This is a genomic window from Niallia endozanthoxylica, from assembly GCF_008710145.1.
GTDB classification, from domain to species: domain Bacteria; phylum Bacillota; class Bacilli; order Bacillales; family Cytobacillaceae; genus Bacillus_BD; species Bacillus_BD endozanthoxylica.
The window spans coordinates 14,391-38,975 of record NZ_VYKL01000033.1 but is presented as its reverse complement, the minus strand read 5'-3'; the positions used below and the strand labels follow the sequence as shown (position 1 = coordinate 38,975).

The 24,585-nt window shown below is 40.3% G+C and carries 29 protein-coding genes and 1 other annotated feature; all 29 genes read left to right on the top strand.

Translation table 11 applies throughout. The features are described from left to right. The 29 genes from F4V44_RS20070 (at position 1) to rpmC (ending at position 24,575) form a co-directional block, all read left to right on the top strand. Positions 1-438, top strand: a complete 438-nt coding sequence (locus tag F4V44_RS20070) for a Mini-ribonuclease 3 (protein WP_150441798.1) — start codon at positions 1-3, stop codon at positions 436-438. Continuing rightward, entirely contained in the window at positions 422-1,171 is a 750-nt protein-coding gene (gene rlmB / locus F4V44_RS20065) for a 23S rRNA (guanosine(2251)-2'-O)-methyltransferase RlmB (RefSeq protein ID WP_150441797.1), read from the top strand. The genes F4V44_RS20070 and rlmB overlap by 17 nt, the downstream gene beginning before the upstream one ends. A 2-nt stretch (positions 1,172-1,173) precedes the next feature. Next, positions 1,174-1,680, top strand: coding sequence for an NYN domain-containing protein (locus F4V44_RS20060; protein WP_150441796.1), 507 nt, complete (start codon positions 1,174-1,176; stop codon positions 1,678-1,680). A gap of 122 nt (positions 1,681-1,802) precedes the next feature. Next, positions 1,803-2,414 carry an RNA polymerase sporulation sigma factor SigH gene (gene sigH / locus F4V44_RS20055; protein WP_263406671.1) on the top strand — a complete coding sequence of 204 codons (612 nt, stop codon included), beginning with the start codon at positions 1,803-1,805 and terminating at the stop codon, positions 2,412-2,414. 93 nt (positions 2,415-2,507) lie between these two features. Then, the gene (rpmG, locus tag F4V44_RS20050) at positions 2,508-2,651 is read left to right on the top strand and encodes a 50S ribosomal protein L33 (RefSeq protein WP_150441794.1); all 144 of its coding nucleotides are present in this window, start codon (positions 2,508-2,510) and stop codon (positions 2,649-2,651) included. Positions 2,652-2,702: 51 nt separating this feature from the next. Beyond that, positions 2,703-2,885 carry a preprotein translocase subunit SecE gene (secE, locus tag F4V44_RS20045; RefSeq protein WP_150441793.1) on the top strand — a complete coding sequence of 61 codons (183 nt, stop codon included), beginning with the start codon at positions 2,703-2,705 and terminating at the stop codon, positions 2,883-2,885. Positions 2,886-3,054: 169 nt separating this feature from the next. Next, positions 3,055-3,588, top strand: coding sequence for a transcription termination/antitermination protein NusG (gene nusG / locus F4V44_RS20040; RefSeq protein ID WP_150441792.1), 534 nt, complete (start codon positions 3,055-3,057; stop codon positions 3,586-3,588). 177 nt (positions 3,589-3,765) lie between these two features. After that, the gene (rplK, locus tag F4V44_RS20035) at positions 3,766-4,191 is read left to right on the top strand and encodes a 50S ribosomal protein L11 (RefSeq protein WP_016204545.1); all 426 of its coding nucleotides are present in this window, start codon (positions 3,766-3,768) and stop codon (positions 4,189-4,191) included. A gap of 168 nt (positions 4,192-4,359) precedes the next feature. Beyond that, positions 4,360-5,055, top strand: coding sequence for a 50S ribosomal protein L1 (gene rplA, locus F4V44_RS20030; protein ID WP_150441791.1), 696 nt, complete (start codon positions 4,360-4,362; stop codon positions 5,053-5,055). A gap of 54 nt (positions 5,056-5,109) precedes the next feature. Next, positions 5,110-5,261 (top strand) — a sequence feature (ribosomal protein L10 leader region). Between the two features lie 34 nt (positions 5,262-5,295). Continuing rightward, positions 5,296-5,796 (top strand): 50S ribosomal protein L10, encoded by a 501-nt coding sequence (gene rplJ, locus F4V44_RS20025; protein WP_150441790.1) that lies wholly within the window; start codon positions 5,296-5,298, stop codon positions 5,794-5,796. A gap of 54 nt (positions 5,797-5,850) precedes the next feature. Then, positions 5,851-6,210 (top strand): 50S ribosomal protein L7/L12, encoded by a 360-nt coding sequence (gene rplL, locus F4V44_RS20020; protein WP_150441789.1) that lies wholly within the window; start codon positions 5,851-5,853, stop codon positions 6,208-6,210. A 118-nt stretch (positions 6,211-6,328) separates the two neighbouring features. Next, the gene (locus tag F4V44_RS20015; RefSeq protein WP_150441788.1) at positions 6,329-6,934 is read left to right on the top strand and encodes a class I SAM-dependent methyltransferase; all 606 of its coding nucleotides are present in this window, start codon (positions 6,329-6,331) and stop codon (positions 6,932-6,934) included. Between the two features lie 299 nt (positions 6,935-7,233). Next, positions 7,234-10,791 carry a DNA-directed RNA polymerase subunit beta gene (gene rpoB / locus F4V44_RS20010; protein WP_150441787.1) on the top strand — a complete coding sequence of 1,186 codons (3,558 nt, stop codon included), beginning with the start codon at positions 7,234-7,236 and terminating at the stop codon, positions 10,789-10,791. Positions 10,792-10,918: 127 nt separating this feature from the next. Further along, on the top strand, positions 10,919-14,518 hold the full coding sequence (rpoC, locus tag F4V44_RS20005; protein ID WP_150441786.1) for a DNA-directed RNA polymerase subunit beta': 3,600 nt from the start codon (positions 10,919-10,921) through the stop codon (positions 14,516-14,518). 186 nt (positions 14,519-14,704) lie between these two features. Next, positions 14,705-14,953, top strand: coding sequence for a 50S ribosomal protein L7ae-like protein (locus F4V44_RS20000; protein ID WP_150441785.1), 249 nt, complete (start codon positions 14,705-14,707; stop codon positions 14,951-14,953). 101 nt (positions 14,954-15,054) lie between these two features. Next, positions 15,055-15,477, top strand: a complete 423-nt coding sequence (gene rpsL, locus F4V44_RS19995; protein WP_071396721.1) for a 30S ribosomal protein S12 — start codon at positions 15,055-15,057, stop codon at positions 15,475-15,477. 38 nt (positions 15,478-15,515) lie between these two features. Further along, on the top strand, positions 15,516-15,986 hold the full coding sequence (gene rpsG / locus F4V44_RS19990) for a 30S ribosomal protein S7 (protein ID WP_150441784.1): 471 nt from the start codon (positions 15,516-15,518) through the stop codon (positions 15,984-15,986). A gap of 50 nt (positions 15,987-16,036) precedes the next feature. Beyond that, the gene (gene fusA, locus F4V44_RS19985; RefSeq protein ID WP_150441783.1) at positions 16,037-18,115 is read left to right on the top strand and encodes an elongation factor G; all 2,079 of its coding nucleotides are present in this window, start codon (positions 16,037-16,039) and stop codon (positions 18,113-18,115) included. A 119-nt stretch (positions 18,116-18,234) separates the two neighbouring features. Further along, positions 18,235-19,422 (top strand): elongation factor Tu, encoded by a 1,188-nt coding sequence (tuf, locus tag F4V44_RS19980; protein WP_150441782.1) that lies wholly within the window; start codon positions 18,235-18,237, stop codon positions 19,420-19,422. Positions 19,423-19,815: 393 nt separating this feature from the next. After that, entirely contained in the window at positions 19,816-20,124 is a 309-nt protein-coding gene (gene rpsJ / locus F4V44_RS19975) for a 30S ribosomal protein S10 (protein ID WP_071396717.1), read from the top strand. A gap of 39 nt (positions 20,125-20,163) precedes the next feature. Beyond that, entirely contained in the window at positions 20,164-20,793 is a 630-nt protein-coding gene (gene rplC / locus F4V44_RS19970; protein WP_150441781.1) for a 50S ribosomal protein L3, read from the top strand. A gap of 25 nt (positions 20,794-20,818) precedes the next feature. After that, positions 20,819-21,442: a 50S ribosomal protein L4 gene (gene rplD, locus F4V44_RS19965; protein ID WP_150441780.1), complete on the top strand. Its 624-nt coding sequence runs from the start codon at positions 20,819-20,821 to the stop codon at positions 21,440-21,442. Next, positions 21,442-21,726 carry a 50S ribosomal protein L23 gene (gene rplW, locus F4V44_RS19960; RefSeq protein WP_150441779.1) on the top strand — a complete coding sequence of 95 codons (285 nt, stop codon included), beginning with the start codon at positions 21,442-21,444 and terminating at the stop codon, positions 21,724-21,726. Before rplD ends, rplW begins: the two co-directional genes overlap by 1 nt. A gap of 29 nt (positions 21,727-21,755) precedes the next feature. Next, entirely contained in the window at positions 21,756-22,586 is an 831-nt protein-coding gene (rplB, locus tag F4V44_RS19955; RefSeq protein ID WP_150441778.1) for a 50S ribosomal protein L2, read from the top strand. A 60-nt stretch (positions 22,587-22,646) separates the two neighbouring features. Then, positions 22,647-22,925 carry a 30S ribosomal protein S19 gene (gene rpsS, locus F4V44_RS19950; protein WP_150441777.1) on the top strand — a complete coding sequence of 93 codons (279 nt, stop codon included), beginning with the start codon at positions 22,647-22,649 and terminating at the stop codon, positions 22,923-22,925. Positions 22,926-22,943: 18 nt separating this feature from the next. Further along, positions 22,944-23,285 carry a 50S ribosomal protein L22 gene (gene rplV, locus F4V44_RS19945; RefSeq protein WP_150441776.1) on the top strand — a complete coding sequence of 114 codons (342 nt, stop codon included), beginning with the start codon at positions 22,944-22,946 and terminating at the stop codon, positions 23,283-23,285. Positions 23,286-23,288: 3 nt separating this feature from the next. Next, positions 23,289-23,945 carry a 30S ribosomal protein S3 gene (gene rpsC / locus F4V44_RS19940; protein WP_150441775.1) on the top strand — a complete coding sequence of 219 codons (657 nt, stop codon included), beginning with the start codon at positions 23,289-23,291 and terminating at the stop codon, positions 23,943-23,945. Positions 23,946-23,947: 2 nt separating this feature from the next. Next, positions 23,948-24,382, top strand: a complete 435-nt coding sequence (gene rplP, locus F4V44_RS19935) for a 50S ribosomal protein L16 (RefSeq protein ID WP_150441774.1) — start codon at positions 23,948-23,950, stop codon at positions 24,380-24,382. Continuing rightward, the gene (gene rpmC, locus F4V44_RS19930; RefSeq protein ID WP_003351417.1) at positions 24,372-24,575 is read left to right on the top strand and encodes a 50S ribosomal protein L29; all 204 of its coding nucleotides are present in this window, start codon (positions 24,372-24,374) and stop codon (positions 24,573-24,575) included. Before rplP ends, rpmC begins: the two co-directional genes overlap by 11 nt. Positions 24,576-24,585 lie beyond the last annotated feature (10 nt).

Genomic DNA, 24,585 nt, shown 5'->3' with positions numbered 1-24,585 from the left:
ATGCTGCATTATGAACAAAAAGTAAATGAAAAGCTTTTAAACAGTCTAGCCCTTGCCTATATGGGAGATGCTGTTTTTGAAACGTATGTACGATATCATTTGCTGCAAAACGGTCAGGTAAAGCCGCATTTGCTTCATAAAGCTGCGACCAGCTATGTGTCAGCAAAGGCCCAAGCAGGTGTGCTCCATCAAATGCTGGAGGAAGGTTATTTTGAAGAGGAAGAAATAGCTGTGATAAAGAGGGGACGGAATGCAAAATCGGGTTCCGTTCCCAAAAACACCGATGTTCAAACTTACCGGTATAGTACAGCGTTTGAAGCACTTCTTGGCTCATTATATTTGGCTGGGAATAAAGAACGGCTTGAGGAAGTAATTGACTATGCTTTTCGACTGATTGACGAAATGAAAGAAGGAGGGTCACATGGTGCAAGAACATGATTACATTATGGGAAAAAATCCCGTTATTGAAGCATTAAAGTCAGAGCGGGATATTAACAAAATCTTAATTGCAGAAGGATCACAGCGTGGGCAAATGCAGCAGATTACGAGTCTGGCAAAGGAATTAAATGTTCTCGTACAATTTGTACCGAAAAAGAAATTAGATAGTTTAGCAGAAGGAAATCATCAAGGGGTGCTAGCCCAGGTTGCTGCCTACCAGTATGCAGAAATTGATGATTTATTTGCAAAAGCAGAAAAGCAAAAAGAAACTCCATTCTTTTTACTTTTGGATGAAATAGAGGACCCGCATAATTTGGGTTCAATTATGAGAACAGCTGACGCAACCGGTGCCCATGGAATTATTATTCCAAAGCGGCGGGCAGTAGGCTTAACCGCTACAGTAGCAAAAGCCTCAACAGGTGCAATCGAGCATATTCCTGTTGTAAGGGTAACAAATATGGCAAGGACCATTGATGAATTAAAAGAAAGAGGCATTTGGATTGTGGGGACCGATGCTAAAGGGAAAGAGGATTATCGGCAATTTGATGGTACAATGCCGCTTGGTCTTGTGATTGGCAGTGAAGGAAAAGGTATGGGACGGCTTGTTCGAGATAAATGTGATTTTCTCATCAGGCTGCCAATGGCGGGAAAAGTCACTTCGCTAAATGCCTCGGTTGCTGCCGCATTGCTCATGTATGAGGTTTATCGAAAACGTAACCCACTTGAGGGATAAAAATGGATATTTTGCTGGTGGACGGATATAACATTATTGGAGCATGGCCTGATTTAGTGGAATTTAAGAATAAGGATTTAGCAGCAGCAAGAGATGTATTGGTCGAGAAAATGGCTGAGTATCAAGCCTTTACCGGTTATCGGGTGATTATCGTTTTTGACGCCTACGGGGTACAGGGAATTGAAAAAAAATATAAAAACTATCAGGTTGAGGTCATTTTTACAAAGGAAAATGAAACGGCTGATGAAAGAATTGAAAGACTTGCCATCGATTTAAGTAATCGAAAAACACAAATACATGTGGCTACATCGGATTATACCGAGCAGTGGGCAATCTTTGGACAAGGCGCATTAAGGAAATCGGCACGGGAGCTCCTCATTGAAATGGACTTGATTGAAAAAGGAATCGAAAAGAAAGTGAAGAAGATCGAAGAAAAAAGACCGCTGTCAAAAATTCCGTTAAGTAAAGAATTGGCTGAAATTTTTGAAAAATGGCGCCGTGAACGGTAATGATTGGTTGACGTTGGAAAAAAGTGTGCTGTATAATAACTCTAATCATGCTTTTGCGGTCGGGGGGATCTGTGGTGAATTCTTACATCGGGACGAAGCTTAGCGACAATAACGTACAATATATGCAGCTTGAGGACGAAGAGATTATTGATTTAGTTCACAAGGGTGAAAGTGAAGCACTTGACTTTTTGATTCATAAGTATCGCAATTTTGTGCGGGCTAAAGCAAGATCTTATTTTTTAATTGGAGCGGACCGGGAGGATATTGTGCAAGAGGGCATGATTGGCTTATTTAAAGCAATACGTGATTTCAAAGAGGACAAGCTGTCATCCTTCAAGGCCTTCGCAGAGCTCTGTATTACAAGACAAATTATTACAGCTATTAAAACAGCAACAAGACAAAAGCATATTCCATTAAATTCGTATGTGTCATTAGATAAACCAATTTATGATGAAGAATCCGATCGCACGTTAATGGATGTTATTTCAGGAGCAAAGGTTTTAGACCCTGAGGAATTGATTATTAACCAAGAAGAATTTGATCATATTGAAATAAAAATGGCAGAACTGCTGAGTGATCTTGAGAGAAAGGTTCTTGCTCTTTATTTGGATGGACAGTCGTATCAGGAAATCTCAGAGGAATTGAACAGGCATGTTAAATCAATTGATAATGCCCTTCAGCGAGTGAAGCGAAAACTCGAGCGCTACTTGGAAATTAGGGAATTCTCACAATAGCGAGGGATATAGGTGTAATTACCTGTTATTGACATGCCTTGTCCGCCATGTTACATTTTTAAAGGTACAAAAGAAGCTATAGTGGGTGCGTAAATGAGAAAAAAGGTTATCCTTGCATGTTCGGAGTGTGGCTCTCGAAACTACACAACCATGAGTAAAAAGGATTCGGATCGTCTTGAGTTAAAAAAGCATTGTGATCAATGTCAGGCTCATACAGTACACCGTGAAACAAAATAGCGACTTTTCATAGAGAGGAAAAAAGCATCACTTCAGTTTGGAGGTTACGAAATGCAACGCATCGTGAAATTTTTCCGTGAAGTTGGACGTGAAATGAGAAAGGTTAGCTGGCCGAAACGTAAGGAGCTTACCAACTACACGGTTACTGTTCTTGCTACTGTGACATTCTTTTCACTCTTTTTCGCTGTCATTGACTTAGGTATTTCTGAATTGATTCGTTTAATTCTTGAATAACTCCCGGCAACTGATGGTATAATGGGGATAGAAACAAAAGGAAAACTTTACAAAGCCCGGAAACGGGTTTTTTGGTTTGTAAAGAAAAGTTTTTCAAGTAAAGAAAATACCGCTTTATAACCATAAATTCAATAAATAACAGGGAGGGAAGGACGCAAAGTCCTCTTGAATGGAAAAAAATTGGTATGTTGTTCATACGTACTCAGGTTACGAGAACAAAGTAAAGGCAAATTTAGAAAAACGTGTAGAATCAATGGCAATGCAGGATAAAATCTTTCGGGTTATTGTTCCTGAGGAAGAAGAAACAGATGTAAAAAACGGCAAGAAAAAGGTTGTAAAAAGAAAGGTATTTCCTGGATATGTACTAGTTGAATTGGTTATGACTGATGATTCTTGGTATGTTGTTCGAAATACGCCGGGAGTAACGGGATTTGTCGGTTCTGCAGGTGCTGGTTCAAAGCCGACTCCATTACTGCCAGATGAAATAAATTCTATTCTTAAGCATTTAGGTGTAGATGAAAGAAGAGTAGATATAGACTTTGAAATTGGTGAAATGGTGAAGGTTAAGGAAGGTCCGTTCGCTAACTTTGAAGGCTCTATTGAAGAGATTGATAAAGATAAGGCAAAGATTAAAGTGCTTGTTAATATGTTTGGCCGAGATACTCCGGTTGAGCTTGAATACACACAAGTTGAAAAAATATAAATAAGAACTTGAAATCGAAATGAAAAAGTGGTAATATTTCAAAGGTCAGTATGTCCCTGTTGAAAAACGGGACGCTAATAAAGTTTCTTATTTTAAATAGAGACTATAGATTGAGTGGGAGGGACTCAAAAAGCCGAGACCCTATTACCACATCACGGACTTAAGGAGGTGTGTCTCGTGGCTAAAAAAGTAATTAAAGTTGTTAAATTACAAATCCCTGCAGCTAAAGCTAATCCAGCTCCACCAGTTGGTCCTGCTCTTGGTCAAGCCGGTGTTAACATCATGGGATTCTGTAAGGAGTTTAACGCTCGTACAGCTGAACAAGCTGGATTAATCATTCCGGTTGAAATTACGGTATTTGAGGACCGTTCATTTACATTTATTACGAAAACTCCACCTGCTGCTGTTTTACTTAAAAAGGCAGCTGGAATCGAATCTGGTTCTGGTGAACCAAATCGTAATAAAGTAGCTACAGTTAAGCGTGATAAAGTACGCGAGATTGCTGAAACTAAAATGCCTGACTTAAACGCAGCTGATGTTGAAGCAGCAATGCGTATGGTTGAAGGTACTGCACGCAGCATGGGCATTGTTATTGAAGACTAATCCATGCCGTAAATGATGGTTAACAAAAAGGTTGCGGGGATGAATATGTTCTACTCGCAACCTTTATATCTGTTTACCTACATCGCCTAAGTTTTTATAACAAAAGGCGGTTTGCTTTATACGTGGGAGGAAATTCCGCTAAAACCACAATATAGGAGGAAATATAAAATGGCTAAAAAAGGTAAGAAGTATGTAGAAGCTGCGAAGCTTGTAGATCGTACGAAGGCTTACCCTATCGGTGAGGCAGTAGAACTTGTGAAACAAACAAGCTTTACAAAATTTGATGCATCTGTTGAAGTAGCATTCCGTTTAGGAGTTGACCCGAAGAAAGCAGATCAACAAATCCGTGGAGCAGTTGTACTTCCTAACGGAACTGGTAAAACTCAAAGAGTCCTAGTATTTGCTAAAGGTGAAAAAGCTAAAGAAGCCGAAGCTGCTGGCGCAGATTATGTTGGAGATTCTGAATATATCAACAAAATCACTCAAGGCTGGTTTGAATTCGATGTAATCGTTGCTACACCTGATATGATGGGTGAAGTTGGTAAATTAGGTCGTACATTAGGACCGAAAGGTTTAATGCCAAACCCTAAAACAGGAACAGTAACGTTCGACGTTACAAAAGCAGTTAACGAAATTAAGGCTGGTAAAGTGGAATACCGTGTTGATAAAGCTGGTAATATCCATGTTCCAATTGGTAAGGTTTCTTTTGAAAATGAAAAGCTTGTTGAAAACTTCAACACAATTTTCGATACAATGCTTAAGGTTAAGCCTGCGGCTGCAAAAGGTACTTACATGAAGAACGTAGCTGTTACTTCTACTATGGGACCTAGTGTTAAAATTGATCCTGCTACAGCAGGTAAATAATAAATAAATGTTGACAATAACAGCCCTATTGGTTACAATAGATTTTGTTGTTAAAAACTAATAACATTTGTACCGAAGACAGCAGGTGCTCAAATCGCTTAATTTCCTGCCGAGGTCATACGATAGATTATAAAACGCACTTATTTTAGCGGCTATTGTATACTACCTCCATGTCTGTATCAGTATGGAGGTATTTTATTGTCTGGTATAAATGCAGTAATTCTTACAGGAGGTGTAAAGATGAGCAGCGTTATTGAACAAAAGAAACAAATCGTCGATGAAATCGCTGATAAATTAAAATCAAGTGTATCAACAGTTGTTGTTGATTATCGTGGTTTAACTGTTGCTGAAGTTACTGAACTTCGTAAGCAGCTACGTGAAGCTGGCATCGATTTCAAAGTATACAAAAATACTATGACTCGTCGTGCAGCGGATTCTGTTGAACTTTCAGGTCTTAACGAATATCTAACAGGCCCTAATGCAATTGCATTCAGTACTGAAGATGTAGTTGCTCCTGCAAAAATCATCAATGACTTCGCTAAGAAGCACGAAGCATTAGAAATTAAAGCAGGTATTATTGAAGGTAATGTCGCTACAGTTGAAGAAGTGAAGGCTCTTGCTGAACTTCCATCTCGCGAAGGCTTACTTTCTATGTTACTCAGCGTACTTCAAGCTCCTATCCGCAACCTTGCTCTTGCAGCAAAAGCTGTTGCAGATCAGAAGGAAGAACAAAGCGCGTAAGTTAACCGTTTTATTATAAATTTAAACCCCAAAACATAAGGAGGAAATTCAATCATGACTAAAGAACAAATCATTGAAGCAGTTAAAAATATGACTGTTTTAGAATTAAATGACCTAGTAAAAGCAATCGAAGAAGAGTTTGGTGTAACTGCTGCAGCTCCTGTAGCTGTTGTTGGTGGCGCTGGTGCTGCTGTTGAAGAAAAAACTGATTTTGATGTAATCCTAGCTTCTGCTGGAGATCAAAAAATCAAAGTTATTAAAGTCGTACGTGAAATCACAGGTCTTGGACTTAAAGAAGCAAAAGAACTTGTTGACAACACTCCAAAGCCAATTAAAGAAGGCGTTTCTAAAGAAGAAGCAGAAGAAGTTAAAGCTAAGCTTGAAGAAGTTGGAGCTGGCGTTGAAGTTAAGTAATTTTTACAACAAAAAGCTCGCTGTGTAAGCGAGCTTTTTTTGTCTATCTATATCTTTACTACTCAAGAATATTCCTCATACATTTGATTATTCATTACTCACCAGCGGAGGTGAAAACATGTCCGAGCATTATTATTCCCGAAATCAGAATGTTGAAAGTGATCCCAAACTATGGAACTATACTTTGAGAAATGTCAGCTTTCGTTTTAAAACTGATAACGGTGTTTTTTCGAAAAATGAAGTAGATTTTGGGTCAAGATTATTAATTGAAGCTTTTGAAATGCCCGATGTACCCGGCGATGTACTTGATGTCGGATGCGGCTATGGACCAATCGGTCTAGCTGTTGCGAAACAATGGCCTGAAAGAATGGTTCATATGGTTGATGTGAATTTACGCGCTTTAAAGCTTGCGATGGAAAATAGTGAATTAAACGGTATACATAACATAGAAATTTATGAAAGTGATCGTTTATCCTCTGTAGCAGAAAGAAAATTTGCTGTTATTCTCACTAATCCGCCGATTCGGGCTGGTAAAGAAGTGGTTCATGATATTTATGAGCAAAGCTTTTCCTGTCTTTTGCCTATGGGAGAACTATGGGTCGTGATTCAAAAAAAGCAAGGGGCACCGTCGACGATAGCAAAGCTATCTGAGCTGTTTGATGAAGTGGAGACAGTTGAGAAGAAGAGGGGCTACTTTATTATAAAAGCAAAGAAAAGTGAATAAGGTTACGTTTATGAGATTGTCAATATCCTTTGCAGAAATGAAATAAAAATATTGACTAGCCCTAACTGTTGTGTTAGCATTGTAAAATGCCAATAGATTAATTTCTCTTTATTACTAATTTTATACGACTTTGTATAAAATTTGATTAATTTGGAGAAAATAACCAAATAATAGTCGTAATGTGAGAATGTGGTTTTTGAGTTAAAAACCCTTTTTCTTTTTGTCTTATAGGCTAGGGGAAATTCCTTCTATAAGATGGCAATAAATATTAAAAACGCTTGATTTGAGGGGTGAATGAGTTGACAGGTCAACTAGTTCAGTATGGACGACACCGCCAACGAAGAAGTTACGCACGGATCAGTGAAGTTTTAGAATTACCAAATCTCATTGAAATACAAACCTCTTCCTATCAGTGGTTTCTTGATGAAGGGTTACGTGAAATGTTCCAGGATATTTCACCAATTGAAGATTTTACAGGTAATCTATCTCTAGAATTTATTGATTACAGTCTTGGCGAACCAAAGTATTCTGTTCCAGAATCGAAAGAACGAGATGTTACATATTCCGCACCATTGCGTGTGAAGGTACGTCTTGTAAATAAAGAAACAGGAGAGGTCAAAGACCAAGATGTCTTTATGGGTGACTTCCCTCTTATGACAGAAACAGGAACCTTTGTCATAAATGGTGCAGAGCGTGTTATCGTTTCCCAACTTGTGCGTTCACCAAGCGTCTACTACAGTGGGAAACTAGATAAAAATGGGAAAAAGGGCTTTACAGCTACTGTTATTCCAAATCGCGGTGCATGGCTTGAATATGAGACAGATGCGAAAGATGTTGTGTATGTGAGGATTGATCGTACCCGGAAACTCCCTGTTACGGTTCTTTTGCGTGCACTAGGGTTTGGCTCTGATCAGGAAATTCTTGATTTAATTGGAGACAATGAGTATCTGCGTAACACATTAGAAAAAGATAATACAGAAGGCACAGAAAAGGCCTTATTAGAAATATATGAGCGATTACGTCCTGGTGAACCGCCAACAGTTGACAACGCAAAAAGTTTATTAGTTTCAAGGTTCTTTGATCCGAAACGCTATGACCTTGCCAACGTTGGACGCTACAAGATTAATAAAAAGCTTCATATAAAAAATCGTTTGTTTGGACAGCGTTTGGCTGAGACCTTAGTCGATCCTGAAACAGGTGAGATTATTGCTGAAAAGGGAACCTTGCTTGACCGCCGTACATTAGATCGTATCATTCCAAATCTAGAAAAGAATATTGGTTTTAGAACGATTACTCCATATGGCGGTGTAGTAGAAGAAGAAGTGGTTCTGCAGTCAGTTAAAATTTACGCTCCAAATGAAGATGAAAAAGTAATCAACGTTATAAGCAATGCCTATGTAGAAGAAGCAGTGAAACACATATCACCGGCTGATATTATCGCATCAATCAGTTACTTCTTTAATCTATTACATGATGTAGGAAATACGGATGATATTGACCACTTAGGAAACAGACGTCTGCGCTCTGTTGGTGAGCTGCTGCAAAACCAATTCCGAATTGGTTTGTCTAGAATGGAGCGTGTGGTTCGTGAAAGAATGTCCATCCAGGATACAAATACAATCACACCGCAGCAGTTAATTAATATTCGTCCTGTTATTGCATCAATTAAAGAGTTCTTTGGAAGCTCTCAGTTGTCACAATTCATGGATCAGACAAATCCGCTTGCAGAATTGACACATAAACGTCGTTTATCTGCATTAGGACCTGGTGGTTTAACGCGTGAACGTGCTGGAATGGAAGTTCGTGACGTTCACTATTCCCACTATGGACGTATGTGTCCGATTGAAACGCCTGAGGGACCAAACATTGGATTGATTAACTCCTTATCATCCTTTGCGAAAGTTAACCGGTTTGGCTTTATCGAGACTCCGTACCGGAAGATTGACCCGGATACGGGAAGAGTAACAAACCATATTGATTATTTAACTGCGGATGAAGAAGACAATTATGTTGTTGCACAGGCCAACTCTCGTCTTGACGAGAATGGCGCATTTATGGATGAAGAAGTAGTATCCCGTTTCCGTGGTGAAAATACAACGGTAAACCGAGACCGCATCGACTACATGGATGTATCGCCAAAGCAGGTTGTGTCAGCTGCGACTGCATGTATTCCTTTCCTTGAAAATGACGACTCAAACCGTGCCTTAATGGGAGCGAACATGCAGCGTCAAGCAGTTCCGCTTATGCAGCCTGAAGCACCTCGAGTTGGAACAGGTATGGAGTATGTTAACGGTAAAGACTCAGGAGCTGCGGTGATTTGTAAGCATGAAGGTATTGTGGAGCATGTTGAAGCACGTGAAGTATGGGTACGCAGAATCAAAACTATCGATGGTCAAGAAGTAAAAGGAGACCTTGATAAATATAAATTATTAAAGTTTATCCGTTCTAACCAAGGAACATGCTATAACCAGCGTCCAATTGTTGCAGTTGGAAATCGAGTAACAAAAGGTGAAGTCCTTGCTGATGGACCTTCAATGGAACTTGGCGAGCTGGCATTAGGTCGAAATGTTCTTGTTGCCTTTATGACTTGGGATGGTTATAACTATGAGGATGCCATCATCATGAGTGAGCGTCTTGTAAAGGACGATGTATATACTTCAATCCATATTGAAGAATATGAATCAGAGTCTCGTGATACCAAGCTTGGACCTGAGGAAATTACACGTGATATTCCGAATGTCGGTGAAGATGCCCTGCGTAATCTTGATGAGCGCGGAATCATTCGTACCGGTGCGGAAGTAAAGGATGGAGACCTTCTTGTTGGTAAAGTTACACCTAAAGGGGTAACGGAATTAACAGCAGAAGAACGTCTATTACATGCCATTTTTGGTGAAAAAGCACGTGAAGTTCGCGATACATCGCTGCGTGTACCTCATGGCGGCGGCGGAATTGTCTTAGATGTTAAAGTCTTTAACCGTGAAGACGGAGATGAGCTGCCTCCTGGTGTTAACCAGCTTGTTCGTGTCTATATTGTACAAAAACGTAAAATCTCTGCCGGAGATAAAATGGCGGGCCGTCACGGTAATAAAGGGGTTATTTCTCGGATTTTACCTGAGGAAGATATGCCATACTTACCAGATGGTACACCTGTTGATATCATGTTAAATCCATTAGGGGTTCCTTCTCGTATGAATATCGGTCAGGTGCTCGAACTTCATCTTGGAATGGCAGCAAGATATTTAAATATTCACGTTGCTTCACCGGTATTTGACGGTGCAACAGAAGAAGATGTTTGGGATACCATTGAAGAAGCCGGAATGGCGTCTGATGCCAAGACCGTTCTGTACGATGGCAGAACCGGTGAACCGTTTGATAACCGTGTTTCTGTTGGTGTTATGTATATGATTAAATTGGCGCATATGGTTGATGACAAACTTCACGCCCGTTCAACTGGACCATACTCTCTTGTTACACAGCAGCCGCTTGGTGGTAAAGCACAGTTTGGTGGACAACGCTTTGGAGAGATGGAAGTATGGGCACTAGAAGCATACGGTGCTGCTTATACATTACAGGAAATCCTAACAGTCAAATCGGATGATGTTGTTGGTCGTGTGAAAACATATGAGGCGATTGTAAAAGGTGAAAATGTTCCAGAGCCTGGTGTTCCGGAGTCATTTAAAGTATTAATCAAAGAACTTCAAAGCTTAGGTTTGGATGTGAAGATCCTATCTGGTGATGAAGAAGAAATAGAAATGCGTGATCAGGAAGACGAAGAGGAGATTCAGCAGGCTGAATCAATCACAGTCGCTCCTGAACCGCAGGATATTGAGTCTGAAAAAGTTGGATTAAACGAGTAGATATATTCTTTAAAGAGTGAACGGCTTTCGAAATCCCCGTTATCGGATAGATGGACAGGTAATATTCTATCTATCCCATAAAGGGGCATTAGGGTAGAACCCGGAGATGAAAAGGGAGGTAGGCCCCTTGCTTGATGTAAATAATTTTGAGTTTATGAAAATTGGCCTGGCATCACCAGATAAAATTCGCTCATGGTCATATGGTGAAGTAAAGAAACCAGAAACGATTAACTATCGTACATTAAAGCCTGAAAAGGATGGCTTATTTTGCGAACGTATTTTTGGGCCGCAAAAAGACTGGGAATGTCATTGCGGTAAATACAAACGTGTTCGCTATAAAGGTGTAGTTTGTGATCGATGCGGCGTTGAAGTAACGCGCGCGAAAGTACGACGTGAACGTATGGGGCATATCGAATTAGCTGCTCCTGTATCACATATTTGGTACTTTAAAGGGATTCCAAGCCGTATGGGACTTGTTTTAGATATGTCTCCACGTGCGTTGGAAGAAGTTATTTATTTTGCTTCTTACGTTGTAACCGATTCAGGTGATACAACTCTTGAGAAGAAACAGCTTTTATCTGAAAAAGAATACCGTGCATATCGTGAAAAGTACGGGAATAAATTCCAAGCATCAATGGGTGCTGAGTCAATTAAGAAACTTCTTTCCGATATCGATTTAACAAAAGAAGCCGATATGCTGAAAGAAGAGCTGAAAACAGCTCAAGGACAGCGTCGTACTCGTGCGATTAAGCGTCTTGAAGTAATTGAGGCATTCCGTGGTTCAGGTAACGAACCATCTTGGATGATTCTTGATGTTCTGCCGGTCATTCCTCCTGAACTTCGTCCGATGGTTCAGCTTGATGGCGGCCGTTTTGCAACATCAGATTTAAATGATTTATACCGTCGGGTTATTAACCGTAATAACCGCTTAAAAAGATTATTAGATCTTGGTGCGCCAAGTATTATTGTTCAAAACGAGAAGAGGATGCTGCAGGAAGCTGTTGATGCTCTAATCGATAACGGACGTAGAGGCCGTCCGGTAACAGGTCCTGGTAATAGACCACTGAAGTCCCTTTCACATATGTTAAAAGGTAAACAAGGACGTTTCCGTCAAAACCTTTTAGGTAAACGTGTGGATTATTCCGGACGTTCTGTTATCGTCGTAGGTCCAAACCTTAAAATGTATCAATGCGGTCTTCCGAAAGAAATGGCATTGGAGCTTTTCAAGCCTTTCGTTATGAAGGAGCTGGTTGAAAAGGGATTAGCCCATAATATTAAATCAGCTAAACGTAAAATCGAAAGAGTTCAACCTGAGATTTGGGATGTCTTAGAAGAGGTTATTAAGGAGCATCCAGTTCTACTTAACCGTGCCCCAACACTTCACAGATTGGGAATTCAGGCATTCGAACCAACTCTTGTAGAAGGTAGAGCGATCCGTCTTCACCCGCTTGTATGTACAGCCTATAATGCGGACTTTGATGGTGACCAAATGGCTGTTCACGTACCGCTTTCATCTGAAGCGCAGGCTGAAGCACGTTTATTAATGCTTGCAGCTCAAAACATCTTGAACCCGAAAGACGGAAAGCCGGTTGTTACACCTTCACAGGACATGGTTTTAGGAAATTATTATTTAACATTAGAACGTGCTGGCTATGTTGGAGAAGGAATGGTCTTTAACGATATTAACGAAGCTTTGTTAGCTTATCAAAATGGATATGCACATTTGCATACTCGTATTGCAGTACGCGCAGGCTCGCTTAAAAATCCGACGTTCACAGAAGAACAGAATAAGAAGCTATTAATCACAACTGTAGGTAAATTGGTCTTCAATGAAATCTTACCTAACTCATTCCCGTATATTAACGAGCCGACTAAGAGAAATCTTGAAGTGGAAACGCCTGAAAAGTACTTTGTAGAGCCAGGCTCTGATGTAAAAGCGTATATTCAAGACATGCCATTAGTTGATCCGTTTAAGAAAAAGATTTTAGGGAATATCATTGCGGAAGTCTTCAAACGCTATAAAATCACTGAAACTTCCAGAATGCTTGACCGTATGAAGGACCTTGGATTTAAGTATTCTACTAAGGCTGGTATTACGGTAGGGGTTGCGGATATCGTGGTATTAGCTGAAAAGAAAGAAATTATCGATGAAGCTCATACAAAAGTTGAGAATGTGATGAAACAGTTTAGACGTGGATTAATCACTGAGGATGAGCGTTATGATCGTGTTATCTCAATTTGGAGTGCTGCGAAGGATACCATTCAATCCAAGCTAATGGATTCCTTAGAAAATACGAACCCAATCTTTATGATGAGTGATTCCGGTGCCCGTGGTAACGCGTCAAACTTCACTCAGCTTGCAGGTATGCGTGGATTGATGGCCAACCCGGCTGGACGTATCATCGAATTACCAATTATCTCAAGTTTCCGTGAAGGCTTAACGGTGTTGGAATACTTCATTTCTACACACGGTGCGCGTAAAGGTCTTGCCGATACGGCGCTGAAAACAGCTGACTCAGGTTACTTAACAAGACGTCTTGTTGATGTTGCGCAGGATGTTATTGTCCGCGAGGATGATTGTGGTACAGACAGAGGTATGTTGATTTCTGCATTAAAAGACGGCACTGAAATCATTGAACCTTTGGATGAACGATTAATTGGCCGTTATGCAAGAAAAGCGATTAAACATCCGGAAACAAAAGAAGTGATTGTACCGGAAAATGACCTAATAACAGAAGATCTTGCAGTTGAAATCATGGATGCCAATATTGAGCAGGTCTGGATTCGAACTGCCTTTACATGTAACACTCGTCACGGCGTATGTAAAAAATGTTACGGCCGCAACCTTGCGACAGGTCAAGAGGTTGAAGTGGGTGAAGCAGTAGGTATTATTGCTGCCCAGTCTATCGGTGAGCCTGGTACACAGTTAACCATGCGTACTTTCCATACAGGTGGAGTTGCCGGTGACGATATTACACAAGGTTTACCGCGTATCCAGGAAATTTTCGAAGCACGTAACCCGAAAGGTCAAGCAGTTATCTCTGAAATTGATGGGGTAGTTGTAGGTATTAATGAAGGCCGCGACCGTCAGCATGAAATTGTAGTTCAAGGCCAGCTGGAAACACGCACATATTCAGCTCCTTATACAGCAAGGTTGAAAGTGGCTATTAATTCTGAAGTGTCAAGAGGTCAAGAACTTACAGAAGGTTCTATCGATCCGAAAGAGTTAATCAAAGTAAAAGATGTTATGTCCGTACAAGAGTACCTTCTTAAAGAAGTACAAAAGGTATATAGAATGCAGGGTGTTGAAATCGGCGATAAGCACGTAGAAGTTATGGTTCGTCAAATGCTTCGCAAAGTTCGTGTGATTGAAGCCGGTGAAACAGACGTACTCCCTGGTACACTGCTTGATATACATCAATTCACAGATGCGAACGAAAAGGCATTGCTTGAAGGCAAACTGCCTGCAACAGGCCGCCCTGTGTTACTTGGTATAACAAAAGCTTCACTAGAAACAGATTCCTTCTTATCTGCCGCATCCTTCCAAGAAACAACAAGGGTTCTTACAGATGCAGCAATTAAAGGAAAACGCGATGAATTACTAGGTCTGAAGGAAAATGTAATTATTGGTAAATTAATTCCTGCAGGAACCGGTATGTCACGTTATCGCAGAGCTGAACCATATACAAACGAAGAAGTGTCTGAAAGTCCAGTAACAGTAGAGTAATTGATGGTACAGCACTCTCATAAGGGAGTGCTGTATAATTGTTATTTAAATATCATATATGCACGATGATGCAGACATATTCGTATAGCTTCAAAAAAAAAGTAATTACGATGTTGACATCGTTGGTGCGAAGTGATAATATTCTAGAGGTGCTCCTAGTAACCGAATACTTTGGAGGATATTCTTATGTCTTATGAAAAAGTATTTCAGGCAAAAAGCATTATCATAGGAACAAAGCAAACTGCAAGAGCTCTTAAAACTGAGAGCATATCTGAAGTACTGGTTGCGACGGATGCGGATCCTAGGTTGACGTTGAATATCGTAACACAGGCAGAAGAAGCCAATGTTCCAGTAACCTATGTTGACTCGATGAAAAAACTCGGGAAGATATGTGGTATTAAAGTAGGAGCAGCAGTTGTAGCAATTATTAGTTAATAACGTTTTTGTAGAATTGTTCTGCAAAGACTTTGTTTTTACCTTAAAATGAGCCACCTGGATGTGTGGGCTTACAAAAAAGTGAAAGGAGGAAACATAAAATGCCTACTATTAATCAATTAGTACGTAAACCACGTCAAACAATCGTGGAAAAGTCAAAATCACCAGCACTTAACAAAGGGTACAACAGCTTCAAGAAATCTCAAACAAACTTAACTTCACCTCAAAAACGTGGTGTTTGTACTCGTGTTGGTACAATGACTCCGAAAAAACCAAACTCAGCGTTACGTAAATATGCCCGTGTACGTTTATCTAACGGAATCGAGGTAACTGCATACATTCCTGGTATCGGACATAACCTACAAGAACATAGTGTTGTGTTAATCCGTGGCGGACGTGTAAAAGACTTACCAGGGGTACGTTACCATATCGTTCGTGGTGCACTAGATACTGCTGGAGTTAACAACCGTATGCAAGGACGTTCAAAATACGGTACGAAGAGACCGAAACCTGCAAAAAAATAATCTAATATAATAACCTTTTCTTGAAAGGAGGAAATAAAATGCCACGTAAAGGTCCTGTAGCAAAAAGAGACGTGTTACCAGATCCTATTTACAATTCAAAGCTTGTTACCCGCCTAATCAACAAAATGATGGTTGATGGTAAAAGAGGTAAATCACAAGCAATTTTATATGCAGCATTTGATACCATTCGCGAGCGCACTGGCAAAGAGCCAATGGAAGTTTTCGACCAAGCGCTAAAAAACATCATGCCTGTTCTTGAAGTAAGAGCACGCCGTGTTGGTGGTGCGAACTACCAAGTACCAGTTGAGGTGCGTCCTGATCGCCGTACAACTCTTGGTCTTCGTTGGTTAGTTAACTATTCTCGTCTTCGCGGTGAGAAAACAATGGAAGAGCGTTTAGCTAACGAAATTCTAGATGCAGCTAACAACTCTGGTGCATCTGTTAAGAAACGTGAGGATACTCACAAAATGGCTGAAGCTAACAAAGCTTTCGCTCACTATCGTTGGTAAGATTAACTTTTATCTAATAACATCCTTAAATAAGGAAGGAGAAATACAATATGGCAAGAGAGTTCTCCTTAGCAAATACACGTAATATCGGCATCATGGCTCACATCGATGCTGGTAAAACAACAACAACTGAGCGTGTTCTTTATTACACTGGTAAAATTCATAAAATCGGTGAAACACATGAAGGCGCGTCTCAGATGGACTGGATGGAACAAGAACAAGAACGCGGAATCACGATCACGTCTGCTGCGACTACTGCGCAGTGGGCTGGTCACCGCGTAAACATTATTGATACACCAGGGCACGTAGACTTCACTGTTGAAGTTGAACGTTCACTTCGTGTACTTGATGGTGCAGTTGCTGTACTTGACGCTCAGTCAGGTGTTGAGCCTCAAACTGAAACAGTTTGGCGCCAAGCAACTACATACGGTGTTCCACGTGTTGTATTTGTTAATAAAATGGACAAACTTGGAGCGGATTTCCTTTATTCTGTTGGAACGATCCATGACCGCTTACAAGCGAATGCACACCCAATTCAGTTGCCAATCGGTGCTGAAGATGAGTTCAATGGTATCATTGACTTAGTTGAAATGAATGCAACTCTGTACGCAAATGACCTTGGTACCGATATGCAGGTAGTTGAAATCCCTGAAGAGTATAAAGCTCAAGCAGAAGAGTACCGTGAAAAATTACTTGAAGCAGTAGCTGAATTAGATGAAAATCTAATGGAAAAATACCTTGGCGGTGAAGAAATTACTAAGGAAGAATTGAAAGCTGCAATCCGTAAAGGAACTTGTAACGTTGAATTTTACCCAGTAATTTGCGGATCTGCATTTAAGAACAAAGGTGTTCAACTAATGCTTAATGCAGTTGTAGACTATCTTCCATCACCACTTGATGTACCTGCAATCAAAGGAACTCTTCCAGAGTCCGATGAAGTGGTTGAGCGTCATTCTAGTGATGAAGAGCCATTCTCAGCACTTGCATTTAAAGTTATGACAGATCCTTATGTAGGTAAATTGACATTCTTCCGTGTGTACTCTGGTACACTTCAATCTGGATCATATGTCCAAAACTCTACAAAAGGTAAGCGTGAGCGTGTTGGACGTATCCTTCAAATGCACGCGAACAGCCGTCAAGAAATCTCTGAAGTATATGCTGGAGATATTGCAGCCGCAGTTGGTTTAAAAGATACGACTACTGGTGATACTCTATGTGATGATAAGAATCTTGTTATTCTTGAATCTATGGAATTCCCAGAGCCAGTTATCCAACTATCTGTTGAGCCAAAATCAAAAGCTGACCAAGATAAAATGACAACGGCTTTACAAAAGCTTCAAGAGGAAGACCCAACATTCAGAGCACATACTGATCAAGAAACTGGACAAGTTATCATTGCTGGTATGGGTGAGCTTCACTTAGATATCATCGTTGACCGTATGCGTCGCGAATTTAAAGTAGAAGCAAATGTCGGAGCTCCACAAGTTTCTTACCGTGAAACATTCCGCCAATCTGCACAAGTTGAAGGTAAATTCGCTCGTCAATCAGGTGGACGTGGACAATTCGGACATGTTTGGATTGAGTTCTCTCCAAATGAAGAAGGTAAAGGCTTCGAATTTGAAAATGGTATCGTTGGTGGGGTTGTCCCTCGTGAATATATTCCTGCAGTTGAAGCTGGTCTTGAAGATGCGCTTCAAAGAGGTGTATTAGCGGGCTTCCCATTAGTTGATGTTAAAGCAAGATTATTCGATGGATCTTACCATGATGTTGACTCTAGTGAAATGGCGTTCAAAATTGCTGCATCACTTGCATTGAAGAACGCTGCATCAAAATGTAGCCCAGTTATCCTTGAACCTGTTATGAGGGTTGAAGTAGTTATCCCTGAAGAATATTTAGGAGATATCATGGGTCAAATCACAGCTCGTCGTGGACGCGTTGAAGGTATGGAAGCACGCGGAAATGCACAAGTTGTTAAAGCGATGGTTCCACTTTCAGAAATGTTTGGTTATGCTACTTCATTACGTTCAAGCACACAAGGTCGCGGTGTATTCTCTATGCACTTTGATCATTATGAAGAAGTACCAAAATCAATTTCTGAAGAAATTATCAAAAAAAATAAAGGTGAGTAATTGATTTAGTAAGTAAAATCAATTATAACTACTTATGTAAGTTAAGCTGTGGGAAGGGGCCCCTTCCTGACAGCCATAAAAATACTTAATCTTTTATATATTAAAGGAGGATTTTCCTAATGGCAAAAGCTAAATTCGATCGTACAAAGCCACACGTTAACATTGGTACAATTGGTCACGTTGACCATGGTAAAACAACTCTAACAGCTGCTATCACTACTGTTCTTGCAAAATCAATGGGCGGTGAAGCAAAAGGTTATGACCAAATCGATAACGCTCCTGAAGAAAAAGAGCGTGGAATCACAATCAATACTTCTCACGTTGAGTATGAAACTGCAAACCGTCACTATGCACACGTTGACTGCCCAGGACACGCTGACTATGTTAAAAACATGATCACTGGTGCTGCGCAAATGGACGGTGGTATCCTAGTAGTATCTGCTGCTGACGGTCCAATGCCACAAACTCGTGAGCACATTCTTCTTTCTCGTCAAGTAGGTGTTCCTTACCTAGTTGTATTCATGAACAAATGTGATATGGTTGATGACGAAGAATTATTAGAATTAGTTGAAATGGAAATTCGTGACCTATTATCTGAATACGATTTCCCTGGCGATGACATTCCTGTTGTTAAAGGTTCTGCTCTTAAAGCTCTTGAAGGTGAAGCAGAGTGGGAAGAAAAAGTTCTTGAACTTATGGCTGCAGTTGACGAGTATGTTCCAAACCCAACTCGTGACACTGACAAACCATTCATGATGCCTGTTGAGGATGTATTCTCAATCACTGGTCGTGGAACAGTTGCTACTGGTCGTGTTGAGCGTGGACAAGTTAAAGTTGGAGACGTTGTAGACATCACTGGTTTCACTGAAGAACCAAAACAAACAACAGTAACAGGTGTTGAAATGTTCCGTAAGCTTCTTGATTATGCTGAAGCTGGAGATAACATCGGTGCTCTTCTTCGTGGGGTTGCTCGTGAAGATATCCAACGTGGTCAAGTACTTGCTAAACCAGGTACAATCAAACCACACACAAAATTCAAAGCTCAAGTATACGTTCTTTCAAAAGAAGAAGGTGGACGTCACACTCCATTCTTCTCAAACTACCGCCCTCAGTTCTACTTCCGTACAACTGACGTAACTGGTATCATTCAACTACCTGAAGGTGTTGAAATGGTTATGCCTGGCGATAACATTGAAATGACTGTAGAACTTATTGCTCCAATCGCTATCGAAGAAGGAACTAAGTTCTCAATCCGTGAAGGTGGCCGTACAGTAGGCGCTGGATCTGTTGCTACAATCACTGAGTAATAAAAGATAGATATACTGAAAGCAGATGGGTGACGACCCATCTGCTTTTTTCTATATATGTATTTCTTCTATTATATATGTATGGAACACGCTTACACATCTGATATATCCTTTATGGCTAAAAATAGGCAGTAATACCAATCTAAAATATATTAATATAGCTTGAAATTTACCTCATGACACTATATAATAGGAAAAGTGTTCGAGAGATAAAGAAAAAAACATTTAGTGTTGCATTTCTTTTATCTTTTCTGTATAATAGACAATGTTGGTTTCAGACTGCGATGATGCAGGAGGTTGCCGACACACCCGGCCGCTTTGCCATGGCGAGTGTGTAGGGATATTTCTGCGGAGAATGTCTATTTAAAAATAGGCGATAAAGGAGGGAAAATAATGGCAAAACAAAAAATCCGTATTCGATTAAAGGCATATGATCACAGAATTCTTGATCAATCTTCTGAGAAGATTGTTGAAACTGCGAAGCGTTCAGGTGCAGCTGTATCTGGTCCGATTCCGCTACCAACTGAGAAGTCTGTTTACACGATCTTACGTGCGGTTCATAAGTACAAAGATTCTCGTGAACAATTCGAAATGCGTACTCATAAGCGTTTGATTGATATTATTAATCCAACACCACAAACAGTTGATTCGTTAATGCGTTTAGACTTACCATCAGGTGTTGATATTGAAATTAAATTATAATTAATATAAATAATTAGAAAAAATTAGGAGGTGTGACGAATGACCAAAGGAATCTTAGGAAGAAAGATCGGTATGACTCAAGTATTTGCTGAAAATGGTGACCTTATTCCAGTAACGGTTGTTGAAGCTGCTAATAACGTAGTTCTTCAAAAGAAATCAGTTGAAACTGACGGATATGAAGCGATTCAAATCGGTTTTGAAGATAAACGCGAAAAGCTTTCTAACAAACCTGAAAAAGGGCATGTTTCTAAAGCGAATACTGCTCCTAAGCGCTTCGTACGCGAATTCCGCGGAGTTGACTTAGCAGCATATGAAGTTGGTCAGGAAGTCAAAGTTGATATTTTCGCAGAAGGCGATGTAATCGATGTAACAGGTGTATCTAAGGGTAAAGGTTTCCAAGGTGCAATTAAGCGCCACGGACAATCACGCGGGCCAATGGCTCACGGTTCTCGTTATCACCGTCGTCCTGGATCAATGGGTCCAGTTGCTCCAAACCGCGTATTCAAAGGTAAATTATTACCTGGTCGTATGGGTGGAGAACAAGTAACTGTACAAAATCTTGAAATTGTTAAGGTTGATGTTGAACGTAACCTTCTATTAGTTAAAGGTAATGTGCCAGGTGCTAGAAAAGCTCTATTGAAAATTAAAAGTGCGGTTAAAACGAAGTAATTAAATCGGAAAGGAGGACATTAGAATGCCTAAAGTTGATTTATACAGCCAAAATGGATCAAAAGTAAGTGAAATCGAACTTAATGAATCTGTATTTGGAATTGAACCAAACCAACATGTGTTATTCGAAGCGGTAGTTATGCAAAGAGCATCACTTCGTCAAGGTACACATAAAACAAAAATCCGTTCAGAAGTAGCTGGCGGTGGACGCAAACCGTGGCGTCAAAAAGGAACTGGACGTGCGCGTCAAGGTTCTATCAGATCACCACAATGGCGCGGAGGCGGAACTGTCTTTGGACCAGTACCTCGTAGTTACAGCTACAAATTACCAAAAAAAGTTCGTCGCTTAGCGATCAAATCTGCGTTATCATCTAAAGTGTTGGATGAAAACTTAGTAGTATTAGAAAGCCTTGCTTTCGATGCTCCAAAAACAAAAGATTTCAAAGGTGTACTAAGTGCACTTTCAGTTAATTCTAAAGCATTGATCGTTACAGCTAATCTAGATGAAAACGTAGCGTTATCTGCACGTAATCTACCAGGTGTTACTGTGTTAACAGCTAACGGAATTAATGTACTAGATGTTTTAAATCATGATAAATTAATCATGACTAAAGCAGCAGTTGAAAAAGTAGAGGAGGTGCTTGCATAATGGATGCACGCGATATCATTAAGCGCCCCGTTATTACTGAACGTTCTACTGATTTAATGGCCGATAAGAAATATACATTTGAAGTTGATGTTAAAGCTAACAAGACTCAAGTTAAAGATGCTATTGAAGAGATTTTCGGTGTGAATGTTGAGAAAGTAAACATCATGAACTACAAAGGTAAATTCAAGCGCATGGGTAAGTTTGGTGGTTATACTAATAAACGCCGTAAAGCGATTATTAAATTAACAGCCGATAGCAAAGAAATTGAAATCTTTGAAGCATAAAATTGAAATAAGAAGAGGAGGGAAAAAGAATGGCGATTAAAAAGTATAAACCTACCTCCAACGGTCGTCGCGGCATGACAACTTCTGACTTTGCAGAGATCACTACTGACAAACCAGAAAAATCATTACTCCAACCTTTAAAAAGGAAGGGCGGCCGTAACAACCAAGGTAAGTTAACAGTTCGTCATCAAGGTGGTGGCCATAAGCGTCAATATCGTATTATCGATTTTAAACGCGATAAAGATGGCATACCAGGACGCGTTGCTACAATTGAGTATGATCCAAACCGTTCTGCTAACATCGCTTTAATTAATTACGTAGATGGAGAAAAGCGTTATATCCTAGCTCCTAAAAACCTAGAAGTAGGTTTAGAAGTTATGTCAGGCCCAGAGGCTGATATTAAAGTAGGTAATGCACTTCCACTAGCAAATATTCCAGTTGGTACAGTAATTCATAATATCGAACTTAAACCAGGTAAAGGCGGACAATTGGTTCGTTCTGCAGGAACATCTGCACAAGTGCTTGGTAAAGAAGGTAAATACGTTCTTGTTCGTTTGAATTCTGGTGAAGTTCGCATGATCTTAGCTACTTGCCGCGCTACAGTTGGTCAAGTGGGTAACGAGCAGCATGAACTTATCAACATCGGTAAAGCAGGTCGTTCTCGTTGGTTAGGCAAGCGCCCAACTGTTCGTGGATCTGTAATGAACCCTAATGATCACCCACACGGTGGTGGTGAAGGACGTTCACCAATCGGACGTAAATCACCAATGTCTCCATGGGGTAAACCAACTCTTGGATACAAAACTCGTAAGAAAAACAACAAATCAGATAAATTTATTGTTCGTCGTCGTAAAAAATAACGGGGTTGTACTACGGTTCAACGATAGAACCGTAGAGCAATCACGAAGGGAGGTTCAAATATGGGTCGCAGCTTGAAAAAAGGACCTTTTGTTGATGAGCACTTAATGACAAAGATCGAAAAGTTAACTGAATCGAATGGTAAACAAGTAGTAAAAACTTGGTCACGCCGTTCAACGATCTTCCCACAGTTCATCGGTCATACAATTGCCGTTTATGATGGTCGTAAACATGTACCTGTATATGTCACTGAAGATATGGTCGGACACAAACTTGGAGAATTTGCTCCAACACGTGCATACAAAGGCCATGGAAATGACGATAAGAAAACAAGACGTTAATGAGAGGAGGGCATTTCAATGCAAGCTAAAGCTGTTGCAAGAACAGTTCGTATTGCTCCTCGTAAAGCTCGTTTAGTCGTAGATTTAATTCGAGGTAAGCAAGTAGGCGAAGCAGTAGCCATTTTAAATCTTACACCTAAGGCTGCTTCTCCAATCGTAGAAAAAGTATTAAAATCTGCTATGGCAAACGCCGAGCACAACTACGAAATGGACGTTAATAATTTAGTAGTCGCTCAAGCATTTGTTGACGAAGGACCAACTATGAAACGTTTCCGTCCTCGTGCACAAGGTCGTGCAAGTCAGATTAATAAACGTACTAGTCATATTACAATCGTTTTATCAGAAAAGAAGGAGGGATAATTAGTGGGTCAAAAAGTAAATCCAGTCGGTTTGCGTATCGGTGTTATCCGTGATTGGGAATCAAGATGGTACGCAGGTAAAGACTATGCTGATCTATTACACGAAGACCTTAAAGTACGTGAGTATATTGCGAAGCGTTTAAAAGATTCTTCAGTTTCTAAAGTTGAAATTGAACGTGCTGCTAACCGTTTAAATATCACTATTCATACTGCGAAACCTGGTATGGTAATTGGTAAAGGCGGAACAGAAGTTGAAGCTTTACGTAAAGCATTGAACTCACTTACTGGGAAACGTGTTCACATTAATATACTTGAAATCAAAAAAGCTGACATCGATGCGAAATTAGTAGCGGAAAATATTGCTCGTCAATTAGAAAACCGTGTATCTTTCCGTCGTGCTCAAAAGCAAGTAATTCAACGTGCGATGCGCGCAGGTGCAAAAGGTATCAAAACAATGGTATCTGGTCGTCTTGGTGGTGCTGATATCGCTCGTTCTGAATCTTATAGCGAAGGTACTGTTCCTCTTCATACATTACGTGCTGATATCGACTATGCTACAGCAGAAGCTGATACAACATACGGTAAACTTGGCGTAAAAGTATGGATTTACAAAGGTGAAGTCCTTCCTACAAGAAAGAAAACTGAGGAAGGAGGCAAATAATTATGTTATTGCCTAAACGCGTAAAGTATCGTCGTGTACACCGTGGAAAAATGCGCGGTCAAGCAAAAGGTGGTACTGAAGTAACTTTCGGTGAATATGGTCTTCAATCAACAGAAGCATCATGGATTACAAACCGCCAAATTGAAGCTGCCCGTATTGCAATGACACGTTATATGAAACGTGGTGGTAAGGTTTGGATTAAAATCTTCCCTCATAAGCCTTATACTGCTAAACCTCTAGAAGTACGTATGGGATCCGGTAAAGGTGCTCCAGAAGGATGGGTAGCAGTTGTTAAGCCAGGTAAAGTAATGTTTGAAATCGCTGGTGTTTCTGAAGAAATCGCACGTGAAGCATTACGTCTTGCAGCACACAAACTTCCAGTTAAATGTAAGTTTGTAAAACGAGAAGAAATTGGTGGTGAATCAAATGAAAGCTAATGAAATTCGTGACCTTACCACTGCTGAAATTGAACAAAAAGTAAAATCTCTAAAAGAAGAGCTTTTCAACCTACGCTTTCAATTGGCGACTGGACAACTTGAAAATACAGCTCGTATTCGTGAAGTACGCAAAGCGATTGCTCGCATGAAAACTGTGATTCGTGAAAGAGAGATCGGCGTCAACAATCGATAAACCGAGAGGA